The sequence below is a fragment of the Salinivibrio sharmensis genome (assembly GCF_001995985.1).
GTDB lineage: Bacteria > Pseudomonadota > Gammaproteobacteria > Enterobacterales > Vibrionaceae > Salinivibrio > Salinivibrio sharmensis.
On record NZ_MUFC01000023.1, the window covers coordinates 13,092 to 35,088 of the forward strand.

General features: G+C 49.9%; 18 protein-coding genes and 1 tRNA gene. 5 read left to right on the forward strand and 14 right to left on the reverse strand.

The features are described from left to right. Nucleotides 1–58 precede the first annotated feature (58 nt). The 6 genes from BZG74_RS14415 to BZG74_RS14440 form a co-directional block, all read right to left on the reverse strand. Entirely contained in the window at nt 59–418 is a 360-nt protein-coding gene (locus BZG74_RS14415; RefSeq protein WP_069362642.1) for a four helix bundle protein, read from the reverse strand. A gap of 350 nt (nt 419–768) precedes the next feature. Continuing rightward, nucleotides 769–3,489, reverse strand: coding sequence for an SLBB domain-containing protein (locus BZG74_RS14420; protein ID WP_235605780.1), 2,721 nt, complete (start codon nt 3,487–3,489; stop codon nt 769–771). A gap of 84 nt (nt 3,490–3,573) precedes the next feature. After that, entirely contained in the window at nt 3,574–4,914 is a 1,341-nt protein-coding gene (locus BZG74_RS14425) for a capsule assembly Wzi family protein (protein ID WP_158020669.1), read from the reverse strand. 1,127 nt (nt 4,915–6,041) lie between these two features. Next, nucleotides 6,042–7,397, reverse strand: a complete 1,356-nt coding sequence (locus BZG74_RS14430) for an MBL fold metallo-hydrolase RNA specificity domain-containing protein (RefSeq protein ID WP_077773227.1) — start codon at nt 7,395–7,397, stop codon at nt 6,042–6,044. A 449-nt stretch (nt 7,398–7,846) separates the two neighbouring features. After that, nucleotides 7,847–8,779: an alpha/beta hydrolase gene (locus BZG74_RS14435; protein WP_077773228.1), complete on the reverse strand. Its 933-nt coding sequence runs from the start codon at nt 8,777–8,779 to the stop codon at nt 7,847–7,849. Nucleotides 8,780–9,129: 350 nt separating this feature from the next. Further along, entirely contained in the window at nt 9,130–10,296 is a 1,167-nt protein-coding gene (locus BZG74_RS14440; RefSeq protein ID WP_077773229.1) for a nucleotide sugar dehydrogenase, read from the reverse strand. A gap of 535 nt (nt 10,297–10,831) precedes the next feature. Between BZG74_RS14440 and BZG74_RS14445 the strand changes: the two genes are divergently transcribed. Beyond that, complete coding sequence (locus BZG74_RS14445) at nt 10,832–11,383, forward strand: porin family protein (RefSeq protein ID WP_158020670.1); 552 nt, start codon at nt 10,832–10,834, stop codon at nt 11,381–11,383. Between the two features lie 273 nt (nt 11,384–11,656). Here the strand turns inward: BZG74_RS14445 and BZG74_RS14450 are convergent, their stop codons facing one another. Together BZG74_RS14450 and BZG74_RS14455 are read right to left on the reverse strand one after the other, a co-directional pair. Continuing rightward, entirely contained in the window at nt 11,657–13,141 is a 1,485-nt protein-coding gene (locus BZG74_RS14450) for a hypothetical protein (RefSeq protein ID WP_077773231.1), read from the reverse strand. Between the two features lie 245 nt (nt 13,142–13,386). Continuing rightward, nucleotides 13,387–13,474, reverse strand: a tRNA-Ser gene (locus tag BZG74_RS14455). Between the two features lie 287 nt (nt 13,475–13,761). Between BZG74_RS14455 and BZG74_RS14460 the strand changes: the two genes are divergently transcribed. Then, a complete protein-coding gene (locus tag BZG74_RS14460; protein ID WP_077773232.1) occupies nt 13,762–14,340 on the forward strand; it encodes a UPF0149 family protein in 579 nt (192 codons plus the stop codon). Between the two features lie 593 nt (nt 14,341–14,933). On the opposite strand, the gene nadS is transcribed toward BZG74_RS14460, so the two are convergent. Both nadS and BZG74_RS14475 read right to left on the reverse strand, forming a co-directional pair. Next, on the reverse strand, nt 14,934–15,221 hold the full coding sequence (nadS, locus tag BZG74_RS14470) for a NadS family protein (protein WP_021024377.1): 288 nt from the start codon (nt 15,219–15,221) through the stop codon (nt 14,934–14,936). Beyond that, the gene (locus BZG74_RS14475; RefSeq protein WP_077773234.1) at nt 15,218–15,553 is read right to left on the reverse strand and encodes a type II toxin-antitoxin system RelE/ParE family toxin; all 336 of its coding nucleotides are present in this window, start codon (nt 15,551–15,553) and stop codon (nt 15,218–15,220) included. Before BZG74_RS14475 ends, nadS begins: the two co-directional genes overlap by 4 nt. Nucleotides 15,554–15,937: 384 nt before the next feature. On the opposite strand from BZG74_RS14475, the gene BZG74_RS14480 reads away from it, so the two are divergent. From BZG74_RS14480 to BZG74_RS14495, 3 genes are all read left to right on the forward strand, one after another. After that, a complete protein-coding gene (locus BZG74_RS14480) occupies nt 15,938–16,423 on the forward strand; it encodes an REP-associated tyrosine transposase (RefSeq protein WP_077773235.1) in 486 nt (161 codons plus the stop codon). 446 nt (nt 16,424–16,869) lie between these two features. Further along, entirely contained in the window at nt 16,870–17,283 is a 414-nt protein-coding gene (locus BZG74_RS14490; RefSeq protein ID WP_077659413.1) for an HI0074 family nucleotidyltransferase substrate-binding subunit, read from the forward strand. After that, the gene (locus tag BZG74_RS14495) at nt 17,273–17,593 is read left to right on the forward strand and encodes a nucleotidyltransferase family protein (RefSeq protein WP_392397600.1); all 321 of its coding nucleotides are present in this window, start codon (nt 17,273–17,275) and stop codon (nt 17,591–17,593) included. Before BZG74_RS14490 ends, BZG74_RS14495 begins: the two co-directional genes overlap by 11 nt. 246 nt (nt 17,594–17,839) lie before the next feature. Here the strand turns inward: BZG74_RS14495 and nadA are convergent, their stop codons facing one another. The 4 genes from nadA to tolB all read right to left on the reverse strand — a co-directional run bounded on the left by nadA (nt 17,840) and on the right by tolB (nt 21,922). After that, nucleotides 17,840–18,883: a quinolinate synthase NadA gene (nadA, locus tag BZG74_RS14500; RefSeq protein ID WP_077773237.1), complete on the reverse strand. Its 1,044-nt coding sequence runs from the start codon at nt 18,881–18,883 to the stop codon at nt 17,840–17,842. Between the two features lie 366 nt (nt 18,884–19,249). Next, nucleotides 19,250–19,981, reverse strand: a complete 732-nt coding sequence (ybgF, locus tag BZG74_RS14505; RefSeq protein WP_077459139.1) for a tol-pal system protein YbgF — start codon at nt 19,979–19,981, stop codon at nt 19,250–19,252. Nucleotides 19,982–20,015: 34 nt separating this feature from the next. Further along, a complete protein-coding gene (pal, locus tag BZG74_RS14510; protein ID WP_069361240.1) occupies nt 20,016–20,534 on the reverse strand; it encodes a peptidoglycan-associated lipoprotein Pal in 519 nt (172 codons plus the stop codon). 50 nt (nt 20,535–20,584) lie between these two features. Next, complete coding sequence (gene tolB, locus BZG74_RS14515; RefSeq protein WP_077773243.1) at nt 20,585–21,922, reverse strand: Tol-Pal system beta propeller repeat protein TolB; 1,338 nt, start codon at nt 21,920–21,922, stop codon at nt 20,585–20,587. Nucleotides 21,923–21,997: the final 75 nt, after the last annotated feature.

Sequence of the window (21,997 nt, forward strand, 5' to 3'; positions counted from 1 at the left end):
AGACTAGAAACTAGAGACTAGAGACTATGAGTCAGATGCCATACCTTCCTTTGATTATTCAAGTTGCTACTTTGAGTGCGCGTTTGTGTCGTGTTATCAAGCTAGCAAGGATTTTTGCAATTTCTCTTGCTTCACGGACCATTACCAAACCAGCTTCTCGTTCTATTTGTCCGGTTTTAATCGCGATTTGAAGCTGAGTCACCAATTCACCACATGAGCCTTTGGCGTAGTAGTAAAAGCGAACTTTTTCTTTTGATGTTTCACGTTCTTCCCCTTCTGCAATATTTGAGGGTATTGATAGGGATGACCGAAAAACTTGATCTTTAAGTGCAAAATTCTTGTTGTGCTCAAATGTACTAAATACCGAGCACGCTAATTTTGATGAGCGTTGCCAAACACTCAGTTTTTCAAACAGCATATGTTGAGCCCTCTCGCCTTTGGGGCAAAGAGTACAACTCATCTACTGTTTGTGTTTTTTGTCTTTACATTTCTGCGAGACACAGCTAGAGACTAGAGACTAGAGACTAGAGACTAGAGACTAGAGACTAGAGACTAGAGACTAGAGACTAGAGACTAGAGACTAGAGACTAGAGACTAGAGACTAGAGACTATTTTATGAGCCGCTTTAAGCTTTTCCTAGTCTCTAGTTTCTAAAAGCGAAGCGTCTAGTCTCTCCCTAGCCTCTAGTTTCTAAAAGCGAAGCGTCTAGTCTCTCCCTCGTTTCTAGAAGCGAAGCGTCTAAACTCCGCTCTAGACTGCTCTTCGCCTTTAATCTTTAACCGCTTGCCATGCTACGCCCATTTGGTAGAGGATTTGGGTGGCGGTGGAGGCGGTGCTTAGGCCGTCTAGGTAGTCGGTGTCGATTGGAACGATGATGGTGTCGCCGGGTTCGAGTTGTTTTTGACTACGGCTGAACCAGAAGCTGTTGTTGGGCATCATTACTGAGCCGTCGGCGCGGACGACGTAGATGCGGTCGGTGTCGGCTTGTTGTTTGGTGCCGCCGGCGGATTCGATGTAGTCGCTGACGGTCATGCCCGGTTCAAACAGTTGGTTTGAGGTGAATTGCACTTCGCCCATAATGCTGACCACCGGGTTTTTCGGCGGTACGTAGAGCTTATCGCCGTTTTCGATCATGATGTTGGCAACGTCGTCACCTTCAAGTGCGCGAGGCAGTGAAATCACCATGCGGCCGACGGCTTCGGCGTTTTGTAGCTCTTCGGCCAATGATAAGGCTTCTGACGGGCTGGTTGTATATTGGGCGCTGCTGGTTTGACGGCGTAGCGCCAGGCTGCTGATTTCTTGTTGCAGTTGGCGATTGAGCATTTTTAAGCGCTCTTCTTCTTGGCGCTTGAGTCGCTCGCGACTAAACACCGACCCTTTGGGGTAAGCGAATTCGGTTAGGCCGCCGGCGCGTTCAATCACGTCTTTAATGGTTTCGCCACGCTCAAAGGCATAAACGCCAGGGAAGCGCACTTCGCCTTGTAGTTCAATGGTGTTGTTTTTATGCCAGTTAGGCTTGGTTTTGATGTTAATCCGGTCTTGGCGATGAATGGCAAACTGCGGGCCCTCGCCTTTGATGGCTTTATTTAAATCCAGCGGATAATGACGCACGGTTAAACGGCCCTCCACCACTTGGCGGCGGGTGATTTCAGCTTGGCGCAAGTACGCGGCTTCGGTCAATCCGCCTGCGGCATCCAGCAGTTGCTCAAACGAGGCATTGGCCGGTAATGGGTACACGCCCGGATATTTTACCGCGCCGCCCAGCTCCACAATCGCGGCATTGTACTGGTTGTTGGCTTGGTCTTTTAAGCGCTCGATAATTGGTTCAAGCTCTTGCTCGCGCAGTGAACGTTCGCCTTCGTCATCACGCTCTGCCAGTTTTTTCGCTAGTTTTGATTCGTTTTGCTTGGTTTGGCTTTGTACTTCTGCGCCGGTTTCTGCATCAATGTAGGTATCGCCACTGGTTTTTTTGTTAAGGCGTGATTTATCCACTTTTGCCGATTGACGTTGATCCCAGTATTGGCTGTCGATGCCGTTATTAAACACAAACACCTGGTCGCCTTGTTGCAAGCGCAAGTTATCTGACGAGTTGGGGTGGTCAATGGCTTGGCCCAGTTTAAATTGCAACACTTCAATATTGCGCTCAGCGTCGATTTCGCGCACCACCAGCGCATAATTAAGGTCGGCGGTGGGTTTTAGATCGCGTTGGGCATTGCTGACCAGATCGGCAATAGTCATCCCCGGCTCAAAGTTGTAGGCACCTTGGCGAACGACCTCGCCACGGAGCACCACGGCGTCGTCGAGCGCGTCGTTGCTTTTGGCGATTTTAATGTCATCGCCGTTTTTTACCGTAAAGGTTTGGCCTTTGCTGGTGCTCATGTCGAGGCTAAATTGCTGAATACCCGATTCGGTCACGCGTTTAACGCTAACGCTCGATAAGTACCCTTCTGGTAGTGCACCGCCTGCCATATTGATGGCGCTTGCAAGCGTGGTTGGGCCATTTAGCTCATATAATGCTGGCCGTAATACTTCTCCCTCAATGGCGACTTGGGCGCCACGCGCAGGCACAAACAAGGTGTCGCCTTTGAGTAAGCGCACATCGTTGCTGCTATCGCCGGCAAGGAGCAAGTCGTATAAATCTAAGATTTCAATCACCTTGCCATTGCGCTTTAACTGAATATCACGCAATGAACCACTGGTTTTGATCCCGCCACTGGCCAACAAGGCTTGGGTCACCGTGGTTAAGCCATTGACGGTATAAGCGCCGGGTTGTTTGACATCGCCCGCAAGATATACCTGCATGGTACGCATGGCGCCAATATCGACGGTAACATCTACGCCAATCACGCGCTGCTCGAACATGGCTTTGATTTGTTCGCGCACTTTACCGAAGGTCTCGCCAGCGACTTGCATCGGGCCATATTTAGGGAAATGGATGTTGCCATCACGCTTGACGGTGAGATCGTATTGCTGGTTTTCTTTACCAAACACTTGAATATCGAGGGTATCACCTGGGCCGATTTGATAATCGCTTGGCAGTGGTAAATCATCGACCGACGCCATAGAGGCGGGTTTACCATCAAAAAAGGCATAACCGAAAGGTTTGAGGGTGTCGTCGTCTTGGCTTGAGGCCTTGCCGGGGTGGCGTATGTTATCCGATTGGCTTTGCTCACCGCCGATGCGCTCGGGTGTTTCGGGGGTGGTATTCGCATTTTGCTGTTCGTTATCACTGCTGCTTGTCGATAAGCTATCAAGATCCACACCGTACTGGCGTGCAAGCTGCTCTTGTTGTGCGCGCGGTAATTGCTTTAACTGTTGCAGCTGGCTGGCAGTTGGCGTGGCCGCCTCGGCGTGCGGCGCTGTTGTAAGCATCACCGCGCCCAGTAACAGAGCAGGTGCACAGGACAGTAGCGCGGGGGCACAACGGGTCAGGCCGCGCACGATAGTGGCGCCTAATGGCCGCCCGGTTGAAGATGAAAGCGTTGACATAGTGAGCGTGTTCCGTACTTATTATTCGCAGTGATAGTTGATATCAGCCGTCGTTGTTATCAGTCATTGCAGGTTAAGCGGCGATTAAAACCGCATCTGATATTTAAGCCAAACTCGTGTATTGGCGTCTGCCACATTGGGCGCGTCGTCATCGGTTTGGCTGGCGCCTAGAGTGACCATGGCCGTTGCCACCGGCAGACGATAGCTGGCTTCAATTTCGTGCCAGTTGTGAGTGGCTTGTTCCCGATCCGCCAGCATTAATTTAACCGCATGATCGTTATTGAACTGGGTATACACTGCCACCGAACGACTGTTATCTAATCCATATGTGGTGCTGTTGCCACCGAGCTGATCGGAGGACAGTTGTTGGTCCACCGCTGGGGTATTCGCCAATGACGACTCAAAGCCATCGTGGGTGGTTTGCTGCTCAAACACTAGACGCACGCTTTGTTGCGCGATCTCGGTTTGACCACTCCAGCCAATTAAGCTAGTTGCCAGCTCTTGGCCTTGGTAGTTGCTGGCCAGTTCGGTATAGAGTGCGTGAGCAACCGGCCAATCAAAGGCGGGCAAGGCGAGTTTGGCATCCCATGCCCATTGTTCGCTAATTTGCCGCTCGCCGTTTGGATCTTGCCATTTTTGATAGCTGATCCCGTGTTGAAACTGACGAATCGGCTGGCTGACCAAACGTGCTGCCCAGTGGGTGTCGTAACCGGTTTTGTCTGGTAATTGGTAGACGGTGTCCAGCGACCAGTACCCTAATACGGGAAGGTAATCACCGAGATAACTGAGTGAGGCGCTGGGCGCTGGGGACGACTGATTGCCCCATATGAGATTGTGTTGCCAGCCTTGTCCCCACCAGCGGTCGATTTGGCCAAGCGTAAATAACCAACGGCCGTCGTTTAATGCTAAATAGGACCCCTGCCAGGTGTATTCTTTATCGCCATTCGCGTCTCGGCGGTATTGGTTAGCGACTTTAAAGGCAAAGCGGTTGCTCATGTATTGATACGCCGAGCCGATTAGCCATTCATGCCGCGGGGTATCACCGTAGTCCAGAGCGGTGGCGGGGTCATTGGCCCAATACAGGTCAAACTCAATCGGCGCACGATTAAATTTCGCGGCATGCGCGCGGTAGCGAACGTGGTTGCGGGCGGTATTAAGCATATTATCACGCGCCGTCATCCGTGCCGATTGGCCCGTGTTGGCATGTTGACGTGGCGCTGTGTCATCGTAAAAGCTTGACCAGCGTAACGGGTAGTGATTAATCGGCCCGTTAAGCTCACCGGCATCGGACAAGGCGGTAAGATCAGCGCGCAGAAAAGGGGCGTTGGCTTCAAGCCATGGCGACGCCGCCACCGATGTGCTCATCAGCAGCACCAGCATCGCCAGGGTTTGACCGTAGCCAAGCTGAGGCGATGTAAAGTTCATCCGTTTTGAACATGTCATAAGTGATTTAACAACGCTGCAAATGTGAGAAGAAATGACTGTACGCGTCACGGGCAGCCGTGCCATTTGGATACGCTACCGCCCGGAGGTGTCGCTCCCCTGTGCGCGGTGATTGGTTTGTTTTGTCCTATTTTTGACAATTTGAGTGACGCCTTTATGACACAAAACCGCTATCCGTCTCGTGTACTTACACTCTGTGCAACGCGCCGATATTGGCATCCAGTGTCGATTGGATACGCTACCGCCATGAGGTGTCGTTCCCCCCTGTACGAATTTGCGGTTTGTGGCTGTCACTTTATTTATTAAGCACTGCCCGACACGGTAACACGCGTTTGCTTACTCGCTGCCCAGCACAGTGCGTCAAATGTCTGACGTATTCTACATAGCTCAGCGGTCATTTAAAGTGTGTTTTAGCGTGATTCGCTTACAAAAGAACATTTTGATTGTTTAATCGTCAAGCCTGGATAAAAAAGGTGGTTTAGATCACGGAATGGGGGAAACTAGGGACTAGGGAAAGAGCCTTGGGTCCTAGGTCCTAGGGAATCGGAATACGGAGCGCTGCGCTTACGGAGTACGGAAAGAGACGAGACGCTTCGCTTCTGGAAACTAGAAACTAGAGACTACGGAATACGGAATACGGAATACGGAATACGGAATACGGAATACGGAATACGGAAAGAGCGTATCGTGCCAGCTCGGGTAGATAAAGTTCCTAGGTCCTAGGAATTGCTTTACGCTCTTTTCGGTATTCTGTAAGCGAAGCGCTCTGTATTCAAAAATCTTGAATATCACGTAGGTCGGTATAAGCGCCAATTCGATCGCGCAAGCTTGGGGGGATTTGCGCCGCGCGCCCGTTGCACGGCGCAATCGGACATTGGCGGTCAAATATTGGCATTGATCGTGATAGGCGCAGTGCAACTGGCGCCCAGGTGCCATAGTCCATCATAGTTGACACTTACCGGGGCTTGTGTCACCTACGCCAATGGGGTCATTTGACGGAATACGGAGAAGAGCAGCCTCGTGCTCGCATCCGGGCCTTTGCTCTTTCTGTACTCTGTATTCCGTCATCTGTATTCGGGAATGGGAATACGGAGCGCTTCGCTTACGGACTACGGATTACGGATAAGAGTGCCTAGCGCTTGCTGACTGTGCGGTTCGCCATGAATCAAGTGGATCTGCTTGGGGGGCGGTTGGATGCCTTGCACGAATTTGACCAAGTCGTTTTGATCGGCGTGGGCGGAGTAACCAGAGATTGTGTGGATTTGGGCGTTGACGGTGACTTGCGAGTTGTCTATCCACACTTGTTTGTTGCCTTGCTGGATACCGCGGCCGAGGGTGTGTTGGGCTTGGTAGCCGGCAAAAATCACATCGGTGCGTTTGTCTTCAAGTAATGCGGCAAGGTAGTTCATGATGCGTCCGCCTTGGCACATACCGGAGGCGGCGACCACAATGGCTGGCTCGCCGGTTTGTTTGAGGCGATTCACCAACGCCATATGTTGGCTGTGTTCATCAATGGTAATGCATTGCTCAAAGGCTAACGGATGACGGTGTTGGTTCAGTTTGGTTTTGGCCTCTTTGCTCCACAGCTTTTTGAACTGGCGATAGTGACGCGTCACCTTTTGCGCCATGGGTGAGTCAAGAATGATAGGGAGGGCATCATCAAGCTGCTTTTGGTGAATAAGCTGCTCAATATCAAACAACAGCTCTTGGGTGCGACCGACACTGAATGCGGGGATCAATATCGCGCCACCGTCTTCGAGTGAGCGTTGAATAATGGCGTCTAGCCGCTGTGCGCGCGTGGCGACGGACTCATGGGTTTTATCACCGTAGGTGGATTCTAAAAACAAGATATCGGCACGGGTTGGCGGGGTTGGATCGGGCAGCAGTGGCGTGTTGCTAGGCCCTAAATCGCCGGAGAACACTACGCGCTGCGCGTCGGGCAGTTTTAACTCGACATAGGCCGAGCCCAAAATATGCCCAGCCGGTTGCAAGCGCAAATAGGTCGCTGGCTGACCTTTTTGCTTGGGCTTTAGCCGATGCCAGCTGTTGTAAGGCAGTGTCACGGTTAACTGGCGGATGCGTTCGAGTACCTGCTGACGATTGCCGTAGTTCATGTTGAGTTGCAGCTTTAAAGTATCGTCAATCAATAGCGGCACCAATACAGCGGTGGCTTCAGTGCAATAAATAGGGCCGTTAAAGCCCGCGGCGAGTAGCCATGGCAGCAAACCACAGTGATCGATATGGGCGTGAGTGAGGATCAGCGCATCAATGCGTTTGCCGTTGAGGTTCACCCTCGCCTCCCGCGCTTCATCGCCTTGGTATTGGCCGCAGTCAATCAGCAAGCGTAAGCCGCTCGGTTTTATATCCACTTGGTGGCAAGAGCCAGTCACGGTTTGATAGCCACCGTGGTGAGTGACTGTGAGGGTTTCATTGTTTAGTGAGGTTTTTAGTGAAGTGTTGGGCATAGTTACGTCCTTGGTGGGGGAGATCCTAGGGTCCTAGGTCCTAGGGAAAGATTACGGAATACGGAATACGGAATACGGAATACGGAATACGGAATACGGAATACGGAATACGGAATACGGAAAAAGCATATCGTGCCAGCTCTGGTAGATGAAGTTCCTAGGGCCTAGGATCCTAGGTCCTAGGAACTGCTTTACGCTCTTTTCGGTATTCTGTAAGCGAAGCGCTCTGTATTCAAAAATCATGAATATCGCGTAGGTCGGTATAAGCGCCAGCACAATGCCAATCATTATCACGAAGTGAGCCGCGCGCCCGTTGCACGGCGCCATCGGACATTAAGGTTAAAATTGGCGCTGATCGTGACAGGCGCCCGTTTACAATGTGCACCTATCCATCATCTTACCGGGGCTTGTGTCACCTACACCAATGTCACCATCGTCGCTAATGGTATTTATGTACCTATCATCTTATCCATCATCTGTTCTATCAATGGGCTTGGGTGGCCGTTGTCGTCGGTGAGGAAATAGGTATGGCCCCAATTTGGGTCGAATTGGTCGTTAAAGGCGTCGCAGTCGGTGACCGTCACTTTGTTCGCAGGAAGTGCGTCGAGGTTTTCGGGGCCGGTCATGCCTAATCGCCGGGTGACGGTGCGGTGGCGTACGTTGACCACTTTTGAGGCGGCCATGGCGATATCATCGGCGGCATAGTAAATGTGGACTTGTTTGGCGGCATCCAGCACTGCTCTGCCCGGCTGGTGCGGCTCTAGGGCTTGGTTATCAACATCGGCGGCCATCATAAAGATATGCCGAAACCATTGTGGCATGGTGTCGAGTCCAGCATGTTTGTGCCAATGGTGAAAGGTGCTGATGAGCGTCCGATTCCCCATGGAGTGCGCGAGTAGGTTCATGCGCCTTTTGCACGGTTCAGTTTGTTGCTCAGGGGCGCGACGCCAGTCATCAAACATCGCGAGTAAACGACTAAACGCCAACCCTGACGCGGTGGCGGCGAGTTGGTCGTCCCAATAGTCATCGACAGCACCAAGCCGGCCATCGTCGTCACAGGGCCAGATAATCGGCACCACCAGCATGGCGTTGGGTGCGAAGCGATCAAATTGGTGTTGTAAGGTCTGCGCCATCGGGAAGATATGACTTTCCATTTGGTTGTTATAACCATGGAGCAAAAACAGTATCTGGGTATGTGCGGGTAAGGCTTTTAATCTTGCCATAAACGGCGCCGCGGTGATCTCTTGGTATTCGCCCTGCCCGGTCCGCTGGCAAAAATACACCCACTTTGAGATATCGGTGTTTTGGTTATCAAAGCTTAGCCAACGGCCGGCATCACTGGTCGGCCCTTGTTCGGGAGTACGGCTGGTAATAAATAACATGGCATCATCCACCGGTTATGAATGTGCGGTGAGGATAAGCGAGGTAGGTGATTGAGTTGTATGGTGTTTGGAGGATTTTGCGAGGGAGAAGACGGAAAGAGAGTAAGACCTTAGGGTCCTAGGTCCTAGGTCCTAGGGAAAGATTATGGAATACGGAATACGGAATACGGCGGAAAGAGACTAGACGCTTCGCTTCTAGAGACTAGAAAAAGCAGCCTCGTGCTCGCATCGGGGCCTTTGCTCTTTCCGTACTCTGTATTCCGTCATCGGTATTCGGGAATTGGAATACAGAGCGCTTCGCTTACGGAGTACGGAAAAGAGCAGACCGAGCCCGTACTGTGGTTTTTCCTTCAATCCGCGCCGAACAAGTCGCGGGTGTAGACTTTACTTTCTACATCGCGGATCTCATCAACCATACGGTTGGCGACAATCACATCGGCGCGTTGTTTGAAGGTATCCAAGTCTTTGATCACGTCTGAGTTAAAGAAGGAGTCTTCGTCAAGTACGGGCTCGTACACTACCACTTCAATGCCTTTGGCTTTAATCCGCTTCATGATCCCTTGGATAGCTGAGGCGCGGAAGTTGTCTGAGCCGGACTTCATCACCAAGCGATAGACGCCGACGACTTTAGGTTCACGCTTGATGATCGCATTAGCAATAAAGTCTTTGCGGGTGGTGTTGGCGTCAACGATGGCTTGAATGATGTTATTGGGCACGTCTTGGTAATTGGCCAATAGTTGACGGGTGTCTTTTGGCAGACAGTAACCGCCGTAGCCAAAGGAGGGGTTGTTGTAGTGATCGCCAATCCGTGGGTCTAGCCCTACCCCTTCAATGATCTGGCGTGCGTCCAAACCGTGGGATTCGGCGTAGCTGTCCAGCTCGTTGAAATAAGCGACGCGCATCGCCAAGTAGGTGTTGGAGAACAGCTTTACCGCTTCCGCTTCGGTGGAATGGGTAAACAAGACGGAGATACCTGACTTCACTGCGCCTTGTTGCAACAAGGTGGCAAATTGGCGGGCGCGCTCGGATTGCTCACCGACAATTATTCGTGATGGATATAAATTATCGTAAAGTGCTTTGCCTTCACGTAAGAACTCAGGGGAGAAGAGGATATTTTCGCAACCCATCTTGCGCTTAATCTCAGCGGTATAACCGACCGGCACAGTCGATTTGATCACCATCACCGCCTCTGGGTTAATCGCCATCACATCTTTAATCACCGCCTCGACCGAGCTGGTATTAAAGTAGTTGGTTTCGGGATCGTAGTCTGTGGGGGTGGCAATCACCACAAAATCAGCACCTCGATAGGCCTGCTCTTTATCTAAAGTGGCAGTAAAGTGAAGTGGTTTTTCGGCGAGAAATTGCTCTATTTCAGCATCGACAATCGGGGATTGTTGATTGTTAAGAAGATTGACCTTTTCTTCCACGATGTCGAGTGCGACCACTTCGTTGTGTTGCGCCAGTAGCATAGCGTTTGACAGGCCGACGTAACCTGTTCCAGCAACTGCAATTTTCATCGGATTTCCCTTAAGTAATGTCTAGAAAAAGGGTATCACGTGGGGGCTCTAGGGGAAAGATCCTAGGGCCTTTAGGGGAAAGGACCTAGATCCTAGTTCCTAGGTCCTAGGGAATAAATCATGGGTTACGGATTACAGATCACGGATTACGGATTACGGATTACGGATTACGGATTACGGATTACGGAAAAAGCATATCGAGCCAACTCCGGTAGATAAAGGTCCTAGTTCCTAGGATCCTAGGGCCTAGGGCCTAGGGAATAGATTATGGATGACGGGAAAGGGTCGAGACGCTTCTAGAAACTAAAGGCTAGAGACTAGGTAAAGCAGACCGTGCTCGCATCGGGGTTCTTGCTCTTTCTATGTTCAAGATCTTGAGTACGGCCAATACCTTTAAGACGACATGCTTTTTGTCTTATTTTCAGCCAAGTAGATATAAAACAGCGCATGATTTAGTCATGTAACACTGTTAATGATTTCAATTATCGTTCTGATCATTACAATGCCAGCGCTTTTAATCTACGAGGATAGAATTATGCGCTTAACAAAACTCATTGCAATTTCATGCTTGATCCCATCTGCTGTTGCCATAGCCAAGGATGCACCGAAAAAAGATATTATTGATGAATCTTATATAGGTATCCAACTTGGACAGTCATCCATCGACTATCAGGGGATAGATGATACCGATTCTGGTTTTAAACTATTGGCCGGACATCGTTATAAGAACATCGGTATTGAGGCGGCCTATACGGATCTTGGCGGGACAAATGGTTACATCACCCCATATAAAACGTTCGCGCTTGATGCCTCTACAGTAAGTTTATCTGCGATGGGTTACCTACCAGTGAATGAGTCGTTTTCTTTCTTTGGTAAGCTGGGACTGAACAAATGGTCTGTCGATGGCACTGCTCGCACCCACAACCAAACCTTTTCTGACTCTTCAGATGGTACCGATCCCGTTTTTGGCTTGGGCGCGACGTATGATTTGGGCCAGTATGTAAATCTGCGCGTTGAAGCCGAGCGTTATCAACTTGATGACGCAGACGTCGACTTTATTTCTGTTGGTGTCGGTTACATATTTTAACCGAAGCGCTCTGTATTCCAACTCCTGAATACCGATGCTGGAATACTAAGTTCCTAGGACCTAGGCCCTAGGGTATAGATTATGGATGACGGGAAGGGGACGAAACGCTTCGCTCCTAGAAACTAGAAACTAGAGGCTAGGTAAAGCAGCCTTGTTCTCGCATTGGGGTTCTTGCTCTTTCTGTACTCCGTATTCAGTACTCCGCATTCGGGAAATTGAATACGGAGCGCTTCGCTTACAGATAACGGAAAAGAGTAAGAAAGGCTCTAGGTCCTAAGGATTACTCGTCGATATTTGATAGTGATCGATGATTTTCTTTTGTCGTGCCAGTTGCTCTCGCTCGTAGGTGGTGAAGAGCGCGGGCAATGGATCCACACTTAGGTCACTATTATCAGTAATACTTGGGTTGGTGTGTTCTGCCATTAGCGCTGCTAAAGCTTGATCGTTTTCTGTGTACATCACGCTGATATCATAATTAGATAATGTACCTGCACCATTTACTAGTGAATCAATAGTATTGTTGTCGAACAATGGGACGGTTTGCTGAGCATTTGCTTCAGCATAGATAACGTGTGTGACTGTTGTCGAACCGTCTGCGACTTGATAAGCAATACGTTGAATCCCCACTTGGCCGCCAGCACCGTTGCCATAGGCTGATAACGTTCCACTTCCATCGATATTCGCGTTTGTCTGTTGTGGAACTGTGATGCTATCTGCCAGATCCGTACGACCTAATCCCGCGCTTAGTTGTGTATCAGACAATTGTTGCGCGGTCGATAGTTGCCATTGATCACCTGAAGCGTCCACGCTTCCTTCTGCGGTTAAAAAGTAATCCAGATTGTTACTGTCTGGATCATAGCGGTAGGTGATGGTATCGCTCGCGCTGTGAGGCAAGTTTTGCCAAATATAGGGCGTTTGCTGGTAGTCAGCATAGAGGGCGGCGGAGGTTAGGTTGTAGGTGTTTGCGGGAGCTGTCCAGCTGTTGCTTTCGATTAACTTGTCAAGTTCCTCTGTGGCATTATCGGACAGATTAAAGAATTTGTAATCTGTGATTTCTCGCGGCGTCTCTACATCTGAAATATCAGTGTTATTGGGGTCGCCTGCAGCTTTTTGAGCATATCCTACCCCTAATGCACTCCTGAATGCTCTGCTGACCGTTTTAGCGCCAAAGTTTGATGAAAGCGCTCGCTTATCTGGCGTTGTGATACCAACGCTATGCGCATCAGAGCCATTCGAAACATCAACCCTGACATTTGAATACTCTCGTTCATCCGGCTTGGTTGCGCCTGAGGTTACGCATCGATCATCATTACTGACGCTGTCGACAGGGTAACCAAACAGTACAGACTGACTTAGTGCATTTTTCTGATAGGATATCGCACTGATATCACCTTTCTCTGCCAGAACAAACGTAACATAGCCCTCTTCTGGGACAATTGACTGATTAATCCTTAATTTATTCGAGCCGATATCATAAGTATCAGTCACGCCACCTTGTTCATCTTGTATGAGAATCGTTCCGGTTGTATCGATACCACTTATAATCCGATCTTTAGTCGCCAGTATCTGTTTTCCATCTTGCTTTTCACCATAAACTGCACACCTGCTGTTAGCGTCTGATTTCGCATAAAGAGCAGCAAACTCAAAGGTATACTTAGGGGTTGGCTTGGGTTGGCTGCCGCCGCTGTCGTCACTGCCGCCGCCGCAACCGGATAAGGTTAGAGGGATAAGGATCGCTAAAAGTTGCTTGTTAAACATAGTTGATACTCTTTGGGTCTTGGTGCCAATCTAACGGCAAGTGTTTGCCTTTGAATGCATGATGGCGTGGGTTATGCAAAAAGTGAGCCGAAGCTACGTTACTATCCACTGCGACTAGGTTAGCGTTTTTAGATAAGGGATAAAAGCAACTTGGGCAATTGCTGTGAGGGTGAAAATAGCTTGAAATCATTGTTCGGTGAGGGATAGATAGCAAAAAACCGCCACGAGGGCGGTTTTTTTAATGATGGCGGTGAGAGAGGGATTCGAACCCTCGATACGTTGCCGTATACACGCTTTCCAGGCGTGCTCCTTCAGCCACTCGGACACCTCACCATATTGTCTGTTACGCGAGCTATTTATTGGGTGGACTTGAGCTACCCGCAGTCGCGTTAACGGGGCGTACTATAGAGAGTTGCCGCTTTGCGGTCAAGCTGTTGGTGATGGCTTTGGGTTTAAATGGCTATTCCATCACCAAAAGCATCTCTATGTCTGGAAAAACTGAGTTAACTCCCCCCGATTCAGTCGCCAACGTATTGAGCAACAGCGTGCGAGCGATGGAAGCGCGCGAGTGCGAAAGCTGTTAAACTCATGGCATTGATCAAAATACAAATAAGAGTGTTATGACGTTAGCCGACTTTCTCACCCAGCATGCCGATAGCGAGCAGCTACTTAACGAAATGCAAACTCGTGGTGTCGTCACCGCGATGGCGGCCGCGCCTCATGTTATTAGCCCTAGCGAGTGGCTTCCTGTGATGTGGGGTGGCGAAGAACAAGCGCCGTTTGAGAATCATGAGCAGTTTGAGCAGTACGCCAATCTGATTGTGGATATTTGGAATGAACAGCGTCAGCAGTTGTTGGAGAAAACCTGGCTATGGCCAGAAGGCTGTTTGCTTGATGACGCTGAGATTGTCAACCAAGCGACGCGCGATTTCGCCGAAGGGTTACTACAAGGCTGGAGCCTGACCCGTGATGACTGGGAAACACTGATGCCGGAAAACACCGATGGTAATGCCCTACTCGGTGGCGTGGTGCTGTCTATTAGCTTGCTTTACGACCCAGAAACCGCGCTTTCTACCATGGAAGCGCAAGGCGCCGAAGAGCTGGCACAGTTTGAGGAAATCTTTAACGCCATGCCTACCATGTTGTGTGGTTTAAGCCTCCACGGTGCGGCGTTGGCGGAAGATGCAGAAGGGGCATAAAAGTAGGGTCCTAGGCGATAGTATACAGGGCCTTGAATACAGAGCGCTTCGCTTACGGAGTAAGGGAAGAGCAGAAATCAGTGCCTAGGTCCTAGGATCCTAGGACCTAGGCACTTAGTTCTCCGTATTCCGTCAAATGATTCGATTGGCGACGATGGCGCAAGCCCTTACCCGATGTTGGATACGTACAAATAGGCCAACGCGGGCGCCTGTCACGATCGAAGTTAATCGTTGGCTTTGATATCGGATGGCGCCGTGCAACGGGCGCGCGGCGGAAATCACACCAAGCTTGTGCGATCGAGAAGGCGCTTATGCCGACCTACGCCTGGTTTGTATATCGGTGGTTCCATTGGCGTAGGTGACACAAGCCCCGGCAAGGTGTTGGGTATGTGCACATTGCCAACTGGGCGCCTGTCACGATCGGTGCCAATTTTAACCACGATGTCGATGGCGCCGTGCAACGGGCGCGCGGCGGAAATCACGCCAAGCTTGTGCGATCGAGAAGGCGCTTATACCGACCTACGCCTGGTTTATATATCGATGATTCCATCCGACCTTGTATTTTTTTAGGTAATATAAACAACTTACTGCCACTAATGAGCTTCTAATGCTTTGTAAAACTCAGGGTTATCTTTAATAGTGTGAAGCACCTTCGCAGCTAAACCGGAGGGATTACGACGCTTGTTTTCCCAGCTTTTTACTGTCTCTACGCTCACGCTCATCGCTTTGGCAAACTCAGAGCGAGATACATTCAGAATATCTTCACGAATAGCCTTAACGTCTTCAATGGCATAAGAAGTAACACGAGAGGGCTCCATGTTTTCTTTCTTGATTTCGACTGCCTCTTCAAGGGACGTCTTTAGATCTGCAAAAATACTCATTCCCCATTACCTCGAAGTTGTTTAACTAGTTCTTTCAACTGCTTTTTCTCTTCATGTGTCAAAGTTTCTTGCGTTGCTTTAGCATACACATACACTAAATAAATGGTTTCAGCGTGAGCAAAATAATATAGGACCCTTAGACTCCCGCTCTTTCCTTGCCCTTTCTTGGCCATCCTGACTTTTCTTAGCCCACCTGTACCTTGAATCAGATCGCCCTTTTCAGGTTGAGCGATGAGTTCGCTCTGTAGCTCTTTCAATTCATCATCAGATGCGAGTGCAGTAATTAATCTGGTAAATGTTGGGGTCTCAATAAAATGGAGTGCGTGGCTCACGTTTGGAGCTCCTTATACCTTATAGTATGTGTACTAAGTACCCGCTGTCAACATAGCCCAACGAAATAACGGGTACACAGTACACTAAAAATGTGTTCGTTGATGCACTGCGCCTGTTACGTTCGGCGCCAATTTTGACCACGATGTCGGATGGCGCGCGGCGGAAATCACACCAAGCTTGTGCGATCGAGAAGGCGCTTATGCCGACCTACGCCTGGTTTATATATCGATGATCCTATTGGCGACGGTGACACAAATCCCTGCGCAACAAACACTTTCGATCTTGTTTCTCGGCTGAATTCTAATTTATTGTAATGAAACTTGATTCCTGCCTTGGGTTCGCGTCACTTGATCGTATGTGAAGGTGGCAAAAGAGAGCCTGGAATGCGGTATCGGAGAAATTATGCACATGGTGGCACGTATTTTTTTACGGTAAATCTACACGACAGAGAGATGCAATTGCTCACGGAGCATATAAGGTTACTGCGTTCAGCGGTGGCAACCGTCAAAGCGTCTCGTCCTTTTCAAATCGATGCTTGGGTTGTTTTACCTGATCATTTACATGCTATTTGGACACTTCCCGATAATGACTCAGATTATTCAACTAGGTGGCGCGAGATAAAGAAGCTATTTACTAAAAGTGTGTCCCGAATTGATAAGCGACTCGTTACAGGAAAAGGGATGGTATGGCAAGATCGGTTTTGGGAGCATACAACCAGGGATGAGCGAGATTTTAAGCATCATTTTGATTATGTGCATTTCAATCCGGTTAAACATGGTTGGGTTGAGCGCGTCGTTGATTGGCCGTATTCCTCATTTCATCGTGAAGTTAAAAGAGGGATTTATCATCCCTCGTGGAATTTGTGTTGAGCAATTATCGATGCAGAACGATAATTTAAACGCCGATGATATCATTGGCGTCAATGACACAAGCCCCTGCAAGATGTTGGATAAGTGCACCTTGTCAACGGGCGCTTGTTACACTGCGCCATGCAATGGGCGCCTGTTACGATCGGTGCTAAATTTACCACCAATGTAGGATGGAGCGCGGCCCACATTGTGATACTTATTGGCACTGTGCTGGCGCTTATGCCGACCTACGCGTACTTTAACGGCAATGATACCATTCAAGATTGGCACTAAACTTGGCTTTAATGTCCGATGGCACCGTGCAACGGGCGCGCGGCATACATTGTGATAATTATTGGCATCGTGCTGGCGCTTATGCCGACCTACGCTTGGTTTATATATCGGCGGTTGTATAGGCGTATGGCACAATTCGGGGATCGACTCCCTAACCCTGCAAGGAGGTGAAAATGACGGATACACACCTGGAGCGCTGGCAACTTCGACTTCAAAACCTGATTAAAGCCCAACGTCGGCTTGAAAACGCTTGCGGACAAGAAAGCTATAACGAACTTGAGCTGGCAGGCCTCGTGCAAACCTTTGAGTTTACTTTTGAGCTCACGTGGAAAACCTTAAAAGACTTATTAAGCTACGAAGGGTTTGATGTTGCATCGCCGCGCAGTGTCATTCGCACAGCGTTAGAAGCCAACCATCTGTCGTCGGATCAGTGTGAAACCTTGCTTGACGCGCTAGTAAAACGAAACTTGCTTTCGCACACCTACGACGAGCAAAATGCCCTCGAAGCGCAAAGACTGATCGTTAAACATTATGCCCCTGTTATTGCCGAGATCATGCGGTATTTGGAGAATAAAAGTGGACAATAATGCCACGTTCTTGATGGGGGTAGGGTTAAAACCCCATCAATTTCAACTGCTCCAAGATATGGTATTCAGCCACCCTGGCGTCCAACACGCCTGGATCTTTGGCTCTCGCGCAACCGGCACATTTAGGGATAATTCTGATATCGACATCATGCTTGAGGGCAACGCATTAACATTCAATGATGTAGCAATAATACAAGATAAACTCGAGCAATCGACGCTTCCTTTCACCGTTGATATCGTGCTCAAACATCAAACTCAATCGTCTGAGCTCATCACACGTATTCGCGAAGAAGCCAAGCAAGTAAAGTAATCCAAAGGCGCCAAATTTACCACCAATGTCCGATGGCGCCGTGCAACGGGCGCGCGGCGGAAATCACGCCAAGCTTGTGCGATCGAGAAGGCGTTTATGCCGACCTACGCGACATTCAGGGTTTTTGAATATAGAGCGCTTCGCTTACGGAATACGGGAAGAGTAGAAAGCAGAGCCTAGGCCCTAGGATCCTAGGCACTTAGTTCTCAGTATTCCGTCATCTTTTCCTAGGCCCTAGGAACCGCTTTACCCCTTCATTTCAGCGGCAAAGTTAAGCATGCGGTTGAGCGGGATTAACGCTTTTTCGCGCACCTTGTCGTCAACGTGGATTTCATGCTCTTCGCCGCCGTTTTCAAGTGCGCTCTCTATCGCTTTGAGGCCATTCATCGCCATCCATGGGCAGTGGGCGCAGCTTCGACAGGTCGCGCCGGCGCCGGCGGTGGGGGCTTCGACAAGTTCTTTTTCCGGCACCATTTGCTGCATCTTATAGAAAATGCCTTTATCGGTGGCGACAATCAGCTTTTCGTTCGGCAGCGTTTGTGCCGCTTTAATCAGCTGGCTGGTTGAGCCGACGGCATCCGCCATTTTGACCACACTGGCAGGCGATTCTGGGTGAACGAGAATCGCGGCATCAGGATAAAGGTGTTTCATTTTTTCCAGCGCTTGGGCAGAGAATTCATCATGCACCACGCATTCGCCTTGCCATAAGACCATGTCAGCGCCAGTTTCTTTTTCGATGTAGGCGCCAAGGTGGCGATCTGGGGCCCAGATAATTGGCTTATCTTGGCTATCAAGATGTTCAACAATCTCCAGCGCAATGCTGGACGTCACCACCCAATCGGCACGCGCTTTAACGGCGGCTGAGGTGTTGGCGTATACCACCACAGTATGATCCGGATGGGCATCACAAAACGCGGTAAATTCGTCCGCTGGGCAGCCTAAATCTAGCGAGCATTCCGCATTAAGTGTCGGCATTAGCACGGTTTTCTCTGGGGTGAGAATTTTGGCGGTTTCCCCCATAAAGCGTACACCGGCGACAATCAAGGTACTTGCTGAGTGTTGGTTACCAAAGCGGGCCATTTCTAACGAGTCTGCGACACATCCGCCGGTTTCTTCCGCGAGGGCTTGGATCTCTGGATCCGTGTAATAGTGAGCAACAAGCACCGCGTCTTTTTCTTCTAACAATTGTTTGATGCGTGCAACGTGTTGTTTTTTCTCTTCGTCACTCAATGCCACAGGTTTCGGCGGAAAGGGGTAGACCCTTTGCGACGTTTCAATCACTTGGCTCATGGGATTACTCATGCTTACTTCCAGTCCGGGGCTTCCAGTCCGGGTAGTATAACGTGAGTGGGGGGAGAAACAAATTAGCACTAGGATCAGATAAGCGCCATGGCACGGGATCAATATCTCACCGGCGTTAAAGTACGCGTAGGTCGGACAAGCACCGGTGAGATGCGGACTACTGAAGCAATGTCCGCGGCGTACCTCCGACATCAAAGCCAAAAATTAACCCCAATCGTGACAGGCGCCCGTTGACAATGTGCCCATATCCAACAAAGTCCCGGGGCTTGTGTCACCTACGCCAATGGGATCATCGAGGTTAAACATTAACGCCTTGTCGCCAATGGAGCCATCGTCGTCGATGGCACCATCGTCCTACATCGCGTTTTTGGCTTGTTTGGCGCTGGTTGAGTCTGGGTAGGTATCAATCACTTGCTGGAAGTATTGATTGGCTTGGTCGCCATTACCTTGTTTTTGTGCAATCAAGCCCAGTTTCAGCAAGGCATCCGGGCGTTTGTTGGAGTCTTTAAACTCACTCACTGCCGTGAATTCTTGGCTGGCTTGTTCAAACTTACGTTTGGAGAAATAAAGCTGACCGAGCCAATAGTGGGCATTGGCGGTGTAGACCGACTCTGGGTATTGTGAAAGAAACGCTTTAAATGCTTGGGTAGCCCCTTGGTAATCTTTCTCTTTTAAGATCAGATTAACGGCGGCTTCATAGGCTGCATTTTCGGTTTGATCCGCGGTGTAGTTCGCGGCTGACTTGTCTTCAGCCTTTTTTTCAGGCTCTGCAGGTGCTGATTGCTTCGCCGTTCTTAGGGTATCGATTTCTCTATAGAGGTCGCGCTGACGCTCAACCATTTGTTGAATGTCATAGCTGTTGCGCTCAACGTTGCCGCGTAAATTGCTCAGCTCTTGCGCCATTTGGTCAAGCTGGCGCTGCATATCCAGTTGCATTTGGTTGCGAGCTTGGAGCATGCGCTCTAAACGATCGACGGCGGTGCCGCCCGCCCCTACTTCTGTCACCGGAGCAGGTGTGGCAGCCACGGGGGCTGCCGCACTCACCAGTAACGCCAGCGCGAGGGTTCGCACAGAGTTACTGTTCATTGTCATATCCTTTATCCATTACCAAAAGGCTGGATTAGTATACCAATACCGCACGACGGTTTTTGGCGTAAGCTTCTTCGCTTTGGCCAAGTACCAACGGTTTTTCTTCGCCGTAGCTCACGATAGAGATCTGGCTCGCCGGTACACCCAGCGCTTGCAGGTATTTAGAAACCGCTTCGGCACGACGCTCGCCCAAGGCGATGTTGTACTCAGGGGTACCGCGCTCGTCAGCGTGACCTTCTACGACCACTTCCATCGCTGGGTTAGCACGCAGGTAAGTCGCGTGGGCATCCAGCATGTCTTCGTATTGTGGCAGTACTGATGAGTCGTCAAAGTTGAAGTAAACGGTTTGCGACTGACGCAGCTCTTGGTTACGAATTTGTTGCTCTGTCATTGAGCCTTGGCCGTCAACAGGAGAAACAACGGTGGTGCCATTTTGGTTGGTTGATTGGCCAGAACCACTGCCTGTTGAGCTATCGTGTGAGCTACACGCAGCCAGAGTAAACATCGGCAGTGCCACCGCCAGACCTTTCAGTACTTTATTGATTTGCATTCTATTTTCCTTTTCTAGAAAGTTAGCGTACGTTGTTTAAAATTTAAAAACTACAGGTAAGGTGACCAGGCTGGTGCACGCACGCGCCCGTTGGTTGCCGGTAACCGCGCTTTAAAGCGGCCGTCTACAGAGACGAGCGACAACACATTCTTACGTCCATATACCGAGCTGTAAATCACCATGCTGCCATTTGGCGCAATGCTTGGCGACTCATCCAACAAGGTTTTGGTTAGGATTTGCACCGCCCCGCTGTTTAAGTCTTGCTTTGCAATGTTATAGCCAGACGATGATTGATTGACCATAATCAAGTGACGGCCATCCGGTGTCAGTTGCCCACCCATGTTCTGATTGCCTTGCCACGTGATCCGTCGGCTAGTTCCGTCGTCTAAATTTACGCGATAAATCTGTGGTTTGCCACCCCGGTCAGAGGTATAGATGAGCGAGTTACCATCAGGATCCCAAAATGGCTCGGTGCTGTTGGCACGGCCATGGGTAATTTGCGTCAATTTTTTGCTGTTCAAATCGAAGGTATACACCTGCAAGCTACCGGTTTTGGAAAGTACCAAGGCTAACTTGCTGCCATCAGGGGAAAACTGTGGCGATCCATTATGACGAGGGTATGACGCAACTTTCTCACGTTGGCCGGTGTAAATGTTCATGATGAAGATTTCTGCCTGGCCATTTTCAAAGCTGACATAGGCGAGCTTGCGGCCATCCGGTGACCAAGACGGTGACATCAAAGGCTGTTTGGAGCGCAGGATCAAACGCTCGTTGTAGCCGTCGTAATCCGATAACCGCAGCTGGTAGGGATAGTCGTTTTCTTTATCAATCACCACATAAGCGATACGAGTTAAGAACGCGCCCTTTTCGCCGGTGAGCTGCTCATAAACAATATTGGAAATCCGGTGCGCATAGCGGCGTAAATCGCTCTCTTTGACTGTGGCGCGGTTATTCACCAGTAAGTGATCATCGGTTTGCACTAGCTTGCCATCGGCACCTAGGCCTTTACTGTCTCCGCCAGTGAGCTGGCCTCGAACGATATCAATAAGCTGATAATCAATTTGATAACGACCGTCAGATGTGGGAGTAATGGTGCCTGTGACCACCGCATCTACTCCCAGCGAGGTCCAAGCGTTGTAATCTATATCCGCATCACTATATGGGGTTTGCGGCATGTCACTGACCGCCAGCGGGTTAAACTTACCGCTGCGGCGTAAATCAGAGCCGACTACGCCAGAAATATCCTCGGGTAGTTCGCCTTGCCCTTTCCATTGAAACGGGATCACGCCAATTGGGCGCGCGGTATTCACCCCTTCGGTGATCACCAATTTAAGCGCGGCATGTGCCGGTTGAATCAGTATCGATAGACAGGCAAAAAGCATCACCATCGCGGCGATACGCCATGTTCGCAAACGATCCTGACTCTTGCTTGTCACACTCTTTGTGCCACCGCAGGGGCTCAC